This is a genomic window from Halobacillus sp. ABA4_118 (genome assembly GCF_056160205.1).
Map to the genome: position 1 here is coordinate 2,861,086 of NZ_JBSWWS010000001.1, position 13,347 is coordinate 2,874,432.

13 protein-coding genes are annotated in these 13,347 nt (G+C 44.9%); 8 read left to right on the forward strand and 5 right to left on the reverse strand.

What is annotated here, in order from left to right:
- Nucleotides 1–53 precede the first annotated feature (53 nt).
- A complete protein-coding gene (ddlA, locus tag ACXAGL_RS14455; RefSeq protein WP_474991514.1) occupies nucleotides 54–1,151 on the forward strand; it encodes a D-alanine--D-alanine ligase in 1,098 nt (365 codons plus the stop codon).
- Here ddlA and ACXAGL_RS14460 read toward each other — a convergent pair.
- Complete coding sequence (locus ACXAGL_RS14460) at nucleotides 1,148–1,444, reverse strand: hypothetical protein (RefSeq protein WP_474991516.1); 297 nt, start codon at nucleotides 1,442–1,444, stop codon at nucleotides 1,148–1,150. The genes ddlA and ACXAGL_RS14460 overlap by 4 nt on opposite strands.
- Before the next feature lie 551 nt (nucleotides 1,445–1,995).
- On the reverse strand, nucleotides 1,996–2,184 hold the full coding sequence (locus ACXAGL_RS14465) for a YjzC family protein (protein WP_027953719.1): 189 nt from the start codon (nucleotides 2,182–2,184) through the stop codon (nucleotides 1,996–1,998).
- Nucleotides 2,185–2,739: 555 nt separating this feature from the next.
- Between ACXAGL_RS14465 and ACXAGL_RS14470 the strand changes: the two genes are divergently transcribed.
- Nucleotides 2,740–4,077, forward strand: coding sequence for a hypothetical protein (locus ACXAGL_RS14470; protein WP_474991518.1), 1,338 nt, complete (start codon nucleotides 2,740–2,742; stop codon nucleotides 4,075–4,077).
- Between the two features lie 47 nt (nucleotides 4,078–4,124).
- Here ACXAGL_RS14470 and ACXAGL_RS14475 read toward each other — a convergent pair whose 3' ends face one another.
- Entirely contained in the window at nucleotides 4,125–4,520 is a 396-nt protein-coding gene (locus ACXAGL_RS14475; RefSeq protein WP_474991519.1) for a hypothetical protein, read from the reverse strand.
- Nucleotides 4,521–5,019: 499 nt separating this feature from the next.
- Here ACXAGL_RS14475 and nfsB point away from each other — a divergent pair, with 499 nt between their 5' ends.
- The gene (gene nfsB / locus ACXAGL_RS14480) at nucleotides 5,020–5,673 is read left to right on the forward strand and encodes an oxygen-insensitive NAD(P)H nitroreductase (protein WP_474991521.1); all 654 of its coding nucleotides are present in this window, start codon (nucleotides 5,020–5,022) and stop codon (nucleotides 5,671–5,673) included.
- A 50-nt stretch (nucleotides 5,674–5,723) separates the two neighbouring features.
- On the opposite strand, the gene ACXAGL_RS14485 is transcribed toward nfsB, so the two are convergent.
- A complete protein-coding gene (locus ACXAGL_RS14485) occupies nucleotides 5,724–6,197 on the reverse strand; it encodes a hypothetical protein (protein WP_474991523.1) in 474 nt (157 codons plus the stop codon).
- A 211-nt stretch (nucleotides 6,198–6,408) separates the two neighbouring features.
- Between ACXAGL_RS14485 and ytxJ the strand changes: the two genes are divergently transcribed.
- Nucleotides 6,409–6,747 (forward strand): bacillithiol system redox-active protein YtxJ, encoded by a 339-nt coding sequence (gene ytxJ / locus ACXAGL_RS14490; RefSeq protein ID WP_474991525.1) that lies wholly within the window; start codon nucleotides 6,409–6,411, stop codon nucleotides 6,745–6,747.
- 123 nt (nucleotides 6,748–6,870) lie between these two features.
- Here ytxJ and ACXAGL_RS14495 read toward each other — a convergent pair whose 3' ends face one another.
- Complete coding sequence (locus ACXAGL_RS14495; RefSeq protein WP_027953723.1) at nucleotides 6,871–7,068, reverse strand: cold-shock protein; 198 nt, start codon at nucleotides 7,066–7,068, stop codon at nucleotides 6,871–6,873.
- A gap of 380 nt (nucleotides 7,069–7,448) precedes the next feature.
- On the opposite strand from ACXAGL_RS14495, the gene ACXAGL_RS14500 reads away from it, so the two are divergent.
- The 4 genes from ACXAGL_RS14500 to ACXAGL_RS14515 all read left to right on the forward strand — a co-directional run bounded on the left by ACXAGL_RS14500 (nucleotide 7,449) and on the right by ACXAGL_RS14515 (nucleotide 13,346).
- Nucleotides 7,449–8,969, forward strand: a complete 1,521-nt coding sequence (locus tag ACXAGL_RS14500) for an AbgT family transporter (RefSeq protein WP_474991527.1) — start codon at nucleotides 7,449–7,451, stop codon at nucleotides 8,967–8,969.
- 456 nt (nucleotides 8,970–9,425) lie between these two features.
- Nucleotides 9,426–10,631, forward strand: coding sequence for an iron-containing alcohol dehydrogenase (locus tag ACXAGL_RS14505; protein ID WP_474991528.1), 1,206 nt, complete (start codon nucleotides 9,426–9,428; stop codon nucleotides 10,629–10,631).
- Between the two features lie 216 nt (nucleotides 10,632–10,847).
- Nucleotides 10,848–12,221, forward strand: coding sequence for a glycoside hydrolase family 32 protein (locus ACXAGL_RS14510; protein WP_474991530.1), 1,374 nt, complete (start codon nucleotides 10,848–10,850; stop codon nucleotides 12,219–12,221).
- A 114-nt stretch (nucleotides 12,222–12,335) separates the two neighbouring features.
- The gene (locus tag ACXAGL_RS14515) at nucleotides 12,336–13,346 is read left to right on the forward strand and encodes a LacI family DNA-binding transcriptional regulator (RefSeq protein ID WP_474991532.1); all 1,011 of its coding nucleotides are present in this window, start codon (nucleotides 12,336–12,338) and stop codon (nucleotides 13,344–13,346) included.
- Nucleotide 13,347: the final 1 nt, after the last annotated feature.

Genomic DNA, 13,347 nt, shown 5'->3' on the forward strand with positions numbered 1-13,347 from the left:
TTTTTGATATGATAAAGAAGAAGGAAATGTCAGGAAAAGGGAGGACGAAAATCATGGGAAAAATAAAAGTAGGCCTGTTGTTCGGCGGGAAATCCTCGGAGCATGAAGTGTCGCTTCAGTCTGCGAAAAACATCATGGAAGCTGTGGACCATGAACGGTATGAAGTGACGTTGATCGGTATTGATAAGCAGGGGGGCTGGCATTTAAGCAGCCCGAATAATTACTTAATCAATGAAGACCATCCGGACAAGATTGAGCTCCATGTATCCAACAATAATGTTGCAGTGGTCCCGGGCCGGGAAAAGGATCAAATGATTTCCCTCACAGGATCAGAAGCATTGGAGCAGCTGGATGTCATCTTTCCGATCCTCCACGGTCCGCTTGGAGAAGACGGGAGTGTGCAGGGGATGATCCGGATGGCCAATCTTCCTTACGTCGGCCCCAATGTACTAAGCTCCGCGGTGTGCATGGATAAAGACATTACAAAAAAGCTGCTACAATCGGCCGGATTTCTAGTCGCTGACTGGTTTACCGTGAAGCGGTCCGCATCAAGCGCCCCATCCTTTGAAGAAGTCGAGAACAACCTTGGTGTTCCTTTCTTCATTAAACCGGCGAATCAAGGATCATCCGTGGGCGTCAGCAAAATCAGGACAGAAGCAGAGTATAGAGAAGGCCTGGACAAAGCGCTCCAGTATGACCACAAGGTGATGATCGAAGCGTGTATCGAAGGCAGGGAAATCGAGTGTGCTGTACTCGGAAATGAGCAGCCCGCCGCTTCTACAGCCGGGGAAGTGCTGCCCAACAGCGACTTCTACTCCTATGAGACGAAGTATATAGATGAAAACGGGGCATCACTGAAAATCCCGGCCGACTTGGATGAGACCGTTATGGAAGATATCCGGATCCAGTCCATCCAGGCATTTGAAGCTCTGGAATGTCAGGGGCTTGCACGGGTGGACTTCTTCCTGAAAGAGAATGGTGAGCTGATCATCAATGAGGTGAACACGCTGCCCGGTTTTACTAAAATCAGTATGTATCCAAAACTGTGGGAAGCGAGCGGTATTTCTTATTCGAAGCTGATTGAGAAGCTGCTGGATCTCGCCATCGAACGCCATCACCAGGATCAAGCATTGAAAAATACTGTTGACTAATCGACGGAAGAACGCTTCATAAGCGAGGCTTCCCGTGTAAGCAGAATCGCTGCGATAAGATGAAAGAACCAGTCCCATGGTGTGTAGAAAATCATAAGTGAAGCGGCTATCCCGACCAGGTTTCCTGCGATAGGGAGGCCGCTTTTTTTTGCGAGTAGAAGGACAAGCAAATGAACGGCTGCCATTACCGTGAACGAATAAGGAATAAAGATTAAAACCAATCCGTAAACGGGGACAATGGCCATAAACTCTATACTGCCGGTGATCCATTTTAGGACCTTGATCGTATTCATAGTCGTGCTCCCCCTTTCTCTTTCATTTAAAGGGTGGGAGGAAAAATCGTCAAGGGAATGGACTGATATATTGGGGGTTTCATCGATATATTTGGATTTTGATTGATATATCTCAAAAAAAATTGATATATCCACTATTTAATTGATATCCTTCCATAACGCCATAAAAAAGAAAGCTGTCTTTCAACCGCTTTCTCAGACAAACCTGCTTTCCTTTACCTTCCACTGCTTATCTGAATCGATGACCCGGTTCAGTTTAGTACAGAACGTTTCCGCTTCCAAGAGGGTCGTGAAGGTCTTAGTCAGATGGCTGCTTGAATCTTTTAATGTTTCTACTTTCCCATTCCGTGTGCGTTCTATAAGGAACATCTTTGCTCAGCCTTTCAATATCAACAGGTTTATTTACTATATTTATATAACATTGTCTCATGGATCTGGATAGAAAGGAACAGCTCGATGTGTTTTGAAATATTCCTTTAATATTGTAAAGGATTCTGTAATAAAAACCATAAGAAAACCCTCCAGTCAAATCTGGAGGGTTTTCTTATGGTTTACTTGGCTTTCTTCCAATAAGCAGCGTCCTTATTGGAGCGCGTTGGCGGGAATGTATCTCCGTTGCTCAGTTCAATATGTTTTTCATCTTCCGTTACATCCGCATCGTTCCCGCCGTTTACCAATCCGTCAAATTCGTATGTGCCGTTTTCAGGTGCTTTTTCTCCAGTCTTATAACGATCTGCCATTTCAAAAAACCCCTTTTCATTTATTTTTGTTACATAGAGAATATACCCATCTCGATTTCCTATAAACGTAAAAAGCACATAGAAATGGAAGTTATTTATTATTTAGGAAAAATGATTGGTGTAATAAAATGGAAGGTGTGTATAAAGGAGGAGGAAAGATGATTCCGTCTGTTACGATTGGATGAATCGGTCCGGTTAATCATGGTCTTTGAGTTTATCTTTTTCCTTAAAATGGACCAGCGTATCAGAGGGCATTTTGTTCATTTTATAAAAAACAGACGATCAGCATGAAAGGATACTAATAAAAGAGTCTTTTTTTTATATGGGTGTGAGTTGTTTCATCTGAAAATAGGCTAGAGAACAAGCGGTCTGTCCTCTAGTTAATAAAATATTAGTAAAAAGTAATGAGTGAGTGATGATATGTATTACAAATCAGGAGGTTGTATTTACTGCGGGCTGCCGGCGCACTATTGTAAGTGCCGAGGTCGTCATCGCAGGGCATCGAAATGCTCGGAGTGCTGTAATAACCGCTGCAAGGGCAGTGCGCCGTCCTGCATGTTGTGCAAGAAGAAACCATGCTGCTGCAACTGCTATTTCATAACAAGACCAAAATCTTTTCCTGTCACCTACAAATGTCCGCCTGCCAGTAAGTGTCACAGAAAACCGCTTCCTCATCGGAAAAAAAAGAAGAAGGACTGCGACAAATATTGTCCCCCGTCTTTTGTTTATAAGAAATTCAAACAGGAAGGGCAGACTCAGGTTCTTGGGGAGCAGGTCCAGAATCAGGCACAGGCTCACGGGGATCAAGGTGGCCAATTCCAAGGCCCTCAGGAGCAGAATCTTGCTCAAGGCTACGGTGATCAAGGCGGTCAGACGCAGGGGCCGCAGGAGCAGAATCAAAGTCAGGGATACGGAGATCAGGGCGGGCAGACGCAAGGCCCGCAGGAACAGAATGTATCTCAAGGGTATGGGGATCAGGCCGGCCAGACGCAGGGTCCTCAAGACCTCACCCAGAACCAGGGATACGGAGATCAGGGCGGTCAGACGCAGGGCCCGCAGGAACAGAATGTATCTCAAGGGTATGGGGATCAGGCTGGGCAGACGCAGGGGCCGCAGGACCTTACCCAGACTCAGGGCTATGGGGACCAAAGTGGGCAGAACCTGGAGGGTCATACGAATAATTCTCCACTGAATAATGAGCAGACCATTGATACTTCCGTCAGTGGAGTAACTGTGAATGTCACCACAACTTGTGATGACGATAAAGACTGTGGGTGTTATGACTACGGCTGCCGTGGGAAGAAGAAATCGAATGGAAAGCCATACAATAAAGATTGCGATTGCTGTACAAAGAATTTATCAGACCTGTTGGAAGATATACGCAGCACCCAGCAGACAGACCCAGCCGGCAATCCCATTTCCATTTATTTAACGACTCCTGAGGGAGATCCAATCGAGAATCAGCAGATTTTTAACGTGAACGGGTGTGCGACGGTAACGTATATTGAAGCTGGACAGACGACCGCTGTACCGAATGCTACGTCACAACTGTGTAAAGTGGCTGGAATCCAAGCGGATGACGCGTCAGCAGATGTGTTTGCCCTCTTAACAACATTGTCCAATTCGTGTGAGGAGGAGTACGGGTCTTCCTGTGGATGTGAAAATTGCGCGAATGGTATAGGCGAGGATTTGGCATGTACGACCAGGTTTGGCATTCAGATTAATCTTAATGTCGAGGGCCAGGCTGCACCAATCCCCGATCTATTTGTACAATCGATCTGCGGATGCTTAGGGTTTTTTGTCGACGATTTGATCAATCCGACCATTATATATGTCTTTACGTTATGTTCAGTAACCGGATATACAGTTCTTTCCCAAACATTGGGATCATAAAAAAACAACCACCTCTGATCGAATTCAGCGGGTGGTTGTTTTTATAGTCAAAGTGTTTCGGAGTCGTTATTCTGCTCCGTTTCAGAAGTGAATTTTTCCACTGTTTCATTTAATTTCTTAACTTGGTCCGACAAATCCTGTAGAAGCCGGGCCATTTCCTCATTACTCACCGGTTTTTCACTTGTTGACGATTCCTGGATGGAGTACTCTTTTCCGTTTATCGTAACTTTATTCGATTTTCCCTGCTTCGTCACGTGACCTTTTAGATCGCTTGCTTCTTTAATTTTCTTTTTCAGCTCATCGTTTTTGCCTTTGAGAAGTGCTTTTAAATCTGACTGAAACCCCTTCATCATGGTGTTCATCTCTTTGCTGAGGTTTTTTTGTTTTTCAGTAAGAGACTTTTCATCAGACCCATTTTCATTATTCATATGATTTTCACTCATCGTTCCACTCCTAAGCATGTTAGATCTACGGTATTGTATGAATCAAAAAGCTGGTTCGTGTGAAAAGTTTCAAGGTATAAAAAAGGGTACCATGCCACAAAAATGTGCATACTTACGTGGCCTTGAGTGCTGTGCTATGCTAGGTCTGCATCACCGAAACCAACCAGATTCAAGGAGGGAAGCGTGCGGGTGAAACCATCATAGGGACGATCGAAAGTTCGGAGGGAACGGACAGCGGGACGCCTGTGAAGCCTTGGTATTGGAATGGGCCTCGGAAAGAGAGAAAGCAGAGACCCTCTGTATCCAATGGGCGGATGTTGATGACAGCTCTACTTTGAATGAGCTCTATAGGCGGAAGCCGTTTTACCTTTTCAGCCGGATTTATTGTGAACGATAGTGACCGGCTGTAACAAATCCCGGTCTGCATGAAATTTTCAGGTGCTTTAAACAAACCATAGAGAGAGTAATAAAATCATTATATTCAAAGGAGACGATTGGAATGGAACCGATTCAAGCATTAAATCAAAGATACTCAACAAAGGAATTCGATCAGTCGAAAAAAATCTCAGCTGAAGATATAGAAAAAATCAAAGGGATGCTGCAGCTGGCCCCATCTTCTACAAACGTCCAGCCGTGGCATTTCATCCTGGCAGCGACAGAAGAAGGAAAAAAGCGTGTAGCTAAAGGAGCAGAAGGAATGTTCAGCTTCAACGAACCAAAAGTGCTGGACGCTTCAGCTGTTGTCGTTTTCGCAACAAGAACAGAGATTACCGATGAATTCCTGCATCATATCAGTGAAAAAGAGGATCAGGACGGCCGATTTGCTGAACAGAAATTCAAAGAGATGAACCATAACGTAAGAAAAATGTTTGTGGATACCCACAAATATGATGTGAAGGATCTTTATCACTGGTCTGAAAAGCAAACCTATTTGAATGTAGGAAGCTTCCTGCTTGGTGTGGCTGAGCTTGGAATCGATGCTGTTCCAATGGAAGGCATGGATATGAAGGCATTGGATGAGGAGTTCAATCTCCGTGAAAAAGGATTCACGTCCAGCGTAGTTGTATCTCTCGGCTACCGTACATCCACAGACTTTAACGCGGATCTGCCGAAATCAAGACTGGATCAGGCGGAAATCATTGAGGAAGTGTAACGGTATAGAGGAACAACGAAAACAGGTGGGGCTGCAGCCTCACCTGTTTTTTATTTACCGCTGTTTTTAATGGCTTTTTCCATCAAGAACTGTACGCCGTATATGATGATGGATAGATGAACGCAGATGACATACCAGATCGTATGATTGATTTTTTTCAATTTGAATAACCCCAGCCGCTCCCAGACCTCTGCTAAAGCATAGGCATTGATGATATTTAAGAGCGCATTCAGCAGTACATACTTTTTGAATGTCCCATAGGTGAATTTGAAAATCCAAATGGTTGCCAGAAAGAACGGTCCGATTTTATACGTGTAATCCACAGGTCCGGGGGAGAGGGGGTTTTTGTTCTCCCACCATTTCCTCTGATTCGACACGACGCTGAGGACGCTGATGATTAAACTCGTAAAGCTGGCGATCGGTAAATACCTGAAAAAGGTACGTCTGCCAAGCAGGAAAGCCGACAGCCAGGAAAGGATGAACAGAGTAACGGGGAAGATGGTCTTCCATTTTGGTCCAGCCATTTTTCCGCTCCTTACATACAATTGTTGCGGTTAGGATGCCCCTGAACTGATAAAACAATCCTCACTTCCACAGTCTTCAGCAGAGAATGACCACTCTTGTCACTTAGGGTTGTGAAACGTGTTTTACCGGATGCTGAAACCGAAAGGGATTTCTAATCGTACTTCTATAAAGGAGTTTGATCGATGAATATAAAAAGGGAGGAAGACGGCTATGTATGAAATGACTGCGTTGGAAGACTGGATGAGGGTATGGGAGCGATCAGTCCAGCATCCGGTATTTGTATTTAAACACAGCACCTCCTGTATGATCAGTGCCAGAGCCAACAGGCAGGTGAAAAAATACCGATTAAAGGAAGGGAGTGTGGACGTTTACCGGGTGAAAGTGATTGAAGAAAGACACCTGTCGAATCAGATCGCAGCCGATACGAATATCCCGCATAAATCCCCTCAAATTCTCCTTATCCATAAAAAGAAGATCCTGTGGCACACATCCCATTGGAAAATAACAGAACACCAGCTGCAGAAAGTGATGCGTGGAAAGGCCCTGTGATGTAAATGAGGGGGGAGGAATCAGAGGGTCCCATGGGGGTATACCTCAGCTATGTTCGGGAGAACTCAAAAAATACACAAAAAAAGACTTCCCAAAAGGGAAGTCTTTTTCAACGAGTAACGATTACTTTTGAACGTTAGCCGCTTGTGGTCCGCGGTCGCCTTCAACGATTTCGAATGTTACTGTTTGGTTTTCTTCTAGAGTTTTGAAACCTTCGCCTTGAATAGCAGAGAAGTGTACGAATACATCGTCTTGTCCTTCTACTTCAATAAAACCGAAACCTTTGCTTTCGTTAAACCATTTCACATTACCTTGTAACATAAATTGTTACCTCCTGCGTGGAACTGATCCACAATGTATTACTATAATTGCTCTGCATATTCATTCCAGACGAAAGTCACTCAATAGTTCCTTCTGCTTTCATTCCTAAACGAACAAGAATAATTAATTACTACTATATCAGCGTAAAGACGAAACGTCAACCTTCCGTGAAAAAGAAATTAACTTTCCTGACTTTGCACGAATCATCACTAGGAAAATCACTAATTATTTTCAGAATAGAGCTAATATTGATTATTATTGGAAGCGTCTTCATTTTTAAAATCATTGCATATATACTGAAAGCGGCAGGAGTATATAAAAGCGGCGGAAAGGTTTCTCAGCCGTTTTTTTATTTTGCAACAAGAGAGGAGAAATGTGTTTTGGAAAACAAACGTAAAGGATTGTTTCAAAAAGGGTTGGATGTCATTGAGCGTGTCGGGAATAAACTTCCGCATCCAATCACATTGTTTGCTGTCCTGGCTCTGTTGGTTGTTCTTATATCGGCTGTCGTCTCAAGCTTTGGAGTCAGTGTGGAGCATCCCGGGGAAGAAGGGGAAAGGGTTGAAGTTAAGAACCTGCTCAGCGCCGATGGGATCGAGTACATTTTTTCCAGTATGACAGAAAACTTTATCGGGTTCGCTCCGCTTGGAGTTGTACTCGTGACGATGATCGGAATCGGGCTCGCAGAACGGACAGGGCTGATCAGCGCGTGTCTCCGCGGTTTCGTCTTATCTGTTCCTCGAGCATTGATTACATATGGACTCGTATTCGCTGGTGTCATGTCCAGTGTAGCGTCTGACGCCGGGTATGTAGTGCTTCCGCCACTGGGAGCCGTGATTTTTGCTGCTCTCGGACGCCACCCGCTTGCAGGTCTGGCTGCGGCTTTTGCCGGTGTTTCCGCCGGGTTCAGTGCCAACTTGTTTTTATCAGCGACCGATCCCCTGCTGGGAGAGCTGACGATTGACGCGGCAGCGATCATTGATCCTGCTTATGCAGATGGCATGAACATTGCGATGAACTATTACTTTATCATCGTATCCGTGTTTCTTCTGACCTTCGTAGGCGGGCTTGTAACTGAAAAAGTTGTGGAGCCGCGTCTTGGTGAGTACAAGGGGCAGTTCCGCGAAGAGTTGAAAGGTCTTGAGGCTGTTGAAAAGAAAGGGTTGAAATGGGCAGGTATTTCCATTGTCATTGCTGCTGTATTGACGGCTCTGTTGATTCTTCCGCCGGGCGCACCGCTGAGAGGGGAAGATGGAGCGATTATCCAGTCGCCGTTCATGAGCTCTCTTGTACCAATCATAACGATTCTGTTCTTTATTCCAGGGTTGTTTTACGGCATCGCCACGAAGGAAATTAAAAATGACAAGGATGTAGCCGAACAGCTTTCAGATACGATGGCATCAATGGGGATGTTCATTGTGCTCGCTTTCACAGCTGGTCAGTTTGTCGCGTACTTTTCAGAGACCAATATGGGGCTTGTGATCGGCGTGTACGGAGCTGAACTGCTCGAATCCGCCAATCTTTCAGGCATCCCATTGATATTAGGGTTCATCCTTGTGGCTGCTGTGATTAACTTATTCATCGGCAGCGCCTCTGCAAAATGGGCGATGATGGCCCCGGTGTTCGTACCGATCATGATGCAGCTCGGCTATTCCCCGGAGCTGACACAAATGGCGTACCGGGTAGCCGATTCAACGACGAACATCATAACACCACTGATGACTTATTTTGCGATCATCATCGCCTTCGCTCAGAAGTACGATAAGAAAATGGGAATTGGAACACTCATATCCGTCATGTTCCCGTACACCGTCTTCTTCCTGATTTCCTGGACGATCATGCTGATCATCTGGATGATGACAGGAGCGGATTTAGGGCCGGGATCACCGATTCAATATTAAAAAATCAAAAGGACGTCCGCTGTTACGGCGGGCGTCCTTTTGTATTCTTCTTTAAAAAATAATTGTGTTACAATACAGATAATTACAAAAAATAGGAGGTGCCATACTTGGAGAAAGGTCGAAAGAAACGGTTGTATGGGATAGATGAGCACCGGAGTGCCAACCTGAAAAAAGCTGACAGACCACGGGCTTTATGAGCCGGTGGAAAGGGGAAGGGTTCTGATCGATTCGGAGCATCCCCATCAGCGTAAAATATGGGATATCGGTAACGAATACATCTGTATTATGAAAGCGAACAAACACCGCAGGCAGCAGAATGACACCCTTCATCCACGAGTTTGCTACCTACATAACACCTCTTTAAAACTTCAAAGCTGTACACGAGAGATCTTTCCCACCAGGCTGCGGTCGTCCGTTCCAAGTTTTGTGATTAAAAAATCAAAAGGTGGGGTTGTCGTGAAGCACTATGCCGTCTTTCAAATGCCTGAAACGATCCACTATGGGCGTGGAGCCTTTCAAACGATCGGAGAAGAAGCCGCTCTCAGGGGAAGGAGAGCGTTGATGATCAGCGATCCTGTCATGGACGAGCTGGGATATGTCAACGAAGGCCGGAAGTACTTAACTGAATCGAATATGGAAAGCGTGGTTTATTCAGGAGTTGAATCTGAACCGACAGATGTTTATGTAGCCGAAGCCCTCGAATTGTTCCGGACGAAGCAGTGTGATGTAGTGATCTCTCTGGGAGGCGGAAGCTGTATAGATACAGCTAAAGCCGTTGCTGTCCTTGCGTCGAATGAAGGGTATATCGGTGATTACCGGGGCGGGAAGAAAACAGTGGGTGTAAAGCCGGCGCCTCATCTGGCGGTGCCGACGACAGCGGGAACCGGTTCAGAAGCAACCGATGTAACCGTCATTACGAACACCACGGATGACGTGAAAATGATGATCAAACAGCCGGCCTTTTTGCCGGATGTGGCGATTGTTGATCCGACCCTCACTCTTTCTTCACCGAAACATGTGACAGCGGCTACAGGAATTGATGCCTTAAGCCATGCGATTGAAGCCTATGTATCGAAAAAGTCCCATCCAATGGCCGATGTTATGGCTCTTTCCGCAATGAATTTAATTGTCCAGCATTTGAAAACGGCTTATCATGATGGAGATAACATGGATGCGAGAGAAGCGATGTCCCAGGCTGCGATGCAGGCAGGGGTTGCATTTTCCAATGCCTCTGTCTGCCTGGTTCACGGCATGTCGAGACCGGTTGGTGCATTATTTCATGTTCCCCACGGTTACTCAAACGCGATACTGCTTCCCGCTGTTCTGGAGTTCAGCAGAAAGGAGGCGGTTGATCGACTGGCCGATGTAGGAAGGATTTTTTCTCCGGACGGGCTGTCTTCCAATGAACAAGCAGCGGATCATGCGGTGTCTTCCGTCAAAGAATTATGCCGGGAGCTGAACATCCCTAATTTAAACGAATGGGGCATCGATAGACAGGAATTTGAAAGCGTTATCAGTAAAATGTCTGCGGATGCATGGGACAGTGGAAGTCCAGCCAGCAATCCGAGAGTACCGACGCTTTATGAAATCGAAGAGCTTTACCGCGTCTGTTATGACTATGATTTTTCACAAATGTCCCCGGTGGTAAGGAACAGAGGGTAGATTGAATTGCGGAAGATCCCTCACATCCTGTGGGGGATTTTTTATGAACACACTCCCTCATCAGGAAAGAGGAACAGTATGACATGGTTATTTTAAGAAGGTCGTTTGTCGAATTCACCATGATTTCCATTGAATCCGTTTTCATTATGAGTTAAGATAGCTCATATATCCGAAACGTTTCGGGTTAGGAGCAAAAATAAGGGAGGTATGAAGCTCATGAACTTACATCAACCTATTTACCATTTCAGTCCGGAAAAAAACTGGATGAATGATCCAAACGGTCCAATTTACTATAAGGGGGAATATCACTTATTCTATCAGCATAATCCAAATGGAGACACATGGGGATCTATCCATTGGGGGCATGCCAAGAGCAGGGATTTAGTTTATTGGGAGCATCTGCCGTTAGCTTTGTATCCATCCATTGAGCATGGAGAGGAGCATTGTTTTTCCGGGTGCACAGTCGTAGAAGGAGAGACGGCTAGAATCTTTTACACTAGTATCGGTCCAAATAAGCATCCCTTTGATGGTGCTGACCAATGGATGGCTGTGAGTCAAGATGGTATGATGACGTGGCGAAAAGATGAGAGTAACCCGGTTTTGACAGCGGATATTCATGGCGAAACAAAGATTTTGGAATGGCGGGATCCGTTTGTATGGCAGGAAGACCATTTATGGTATATGGTCATCGGTGGTAAACACGATGGTCATGGATGTGCAGCTTTATATAGTTCTGAAAACCTTTATGATTGGAGATTTGTATCCATTTTTGCTTCCGGTAAAGAAGAGATATGGGAGTGTCCGAATGTTTTTAAACTGAACGACAAACGTGTCCTTTTGTATTCCCCCAGTGGACCTGTCCAATATCGGATTGGAGAAGTGCAGGATGGTCGTTTTAAAGGAGAGTTTCAGGGGACTCTGGATTTCAGCGGGTGGGAGGGTTTTTATGCACCAAACAGTCTTGAGGATGAGAATGGGGATCGCATTATTATAGGTTGGCTCACTGAAAATGCTCGTGGAGATTTATCCCTTTCTGGGATGTGGGCAGGTGTCCAGTCTATTCCTCGCAAAATTGGTATTCAATCAGACGCCCTGTACATGGAGCCTATCCCTGCTTTAAAGTCTCTTCGCTACAACGCCTCTTCTTTTCAGATGGGCCGTTTGCCGAGCGACCCGGTGAGAGCAGAGGGAAAGGGACGTGCTTTAGAAATTGATGCGGTATTTTCGCTGGCAGATCCTTCGTCTTCTTTTCAAATTTCGGTATTAGAATCTTTAGAAAGGGATGAGCAGACGAAAATTGTCTACGATGATGGAAATTTGATTCTTGATCGTACTATGTCAAGCGTGTCTGAAGAGGTACATAAGTGGAAGATCAGCGGAACAATGGCTTTCCCAGAGAATGGAGAGGTTCATTTAAGAGTGTTTGTCGATCACTCTACTATCGAAGTGTTCGCTAATGGAATGACCTGTATTTCATCCAGAGTCTATCCTCTAAAGAAAGACAGCATACATGTGAGTGTTCAATCACTACGCGGAGAGGTTTGTTTGAGGGATATGCACGTGTGGAACATGAAATCTATTTGGGATTGAAAAAGTTTTGAAAAGAATTTAAAAACAAGGGTTGAATTCGCTTTCATCATCTTATATACTTTTCTTAACTCTTATCCGAAACGTTTCGGATGAATTGGATAGTAGGAGATAATTATGGCTACGATTAAAGATATTGCCAGAACGGCAGGTGTATCCGTTACAACCGTATCCAGAGCTTTAAATGGTTACTCGGATGTAAGCGAGAAAACCAGGAAAAAAATTAAAGAGATTGCAGAGGAGTTGGAGTATAGTCCAAACTCTTTAGCTAGAAGCCTGGTGATGAATCAGACGAAAACGATTGGATTACTCGTATCTGGTATTACAAGAGAAGGTTCCAAGGATAATATCGTTTATGAAGTACTGACAGGGATTAACGAATACTGCGGACAAGTGGAATATGATCTCGTGTTGTTCAACACCAATACTTCGAAGCAGAAACAAAAATCCTACACACAGCTCTGCAGGGAGCGTCGTGTCGATGGTGTGATCATCCAGGGGATAAAGACAGAAGACCCTTACTTAATGGAAGTGGTGGAAAGTGATATTCCCTGTGTGCTGGTTGATATTCCTATTGAAGGAGAAAGCGTTGGCTATGTTTCTTCAGACAATATTAAAGGCGCTTTTGATGCTGTCACACATCTCATCGAACGGAATCATCGGAAAATTGCCATGGTCAATGGGCACGAACAAGCTTTTGTCAGTCAAGAGCGTTTAAAAGGATTCCGTCAGGGGATGATCGATAATGGCTTAGACATCCGAGAAGAGTGGATTGTAAATGGCCACTTTGAAGAAGAGCGTGCTGAAGAAGCGGCATTTCAGCTGTTGTCAGAAAATGAGGATATTACAGCTGTCGTCTGCGCCAGCGACTTAATGGCATTAGGCGTGATGCGTGCCGCACGCAGGATAGGAAAACGAATTCCTGAAGACCTTTCTGTTACTGGTTATGATGATATTATTTTAGCGTCTTATGTAACGCCGGCCCTTACAACCGTTGGTCAGGATACATTTGAGATCGGCAGTTCAGCAGCAGCATTATTAATAAATATGTTGGAAGGAAAGACTCAAAACAGACATATGTCTGTCGGTCACCAACTGGAAATTCGTCAATCAACAAGGTTTAATTAAT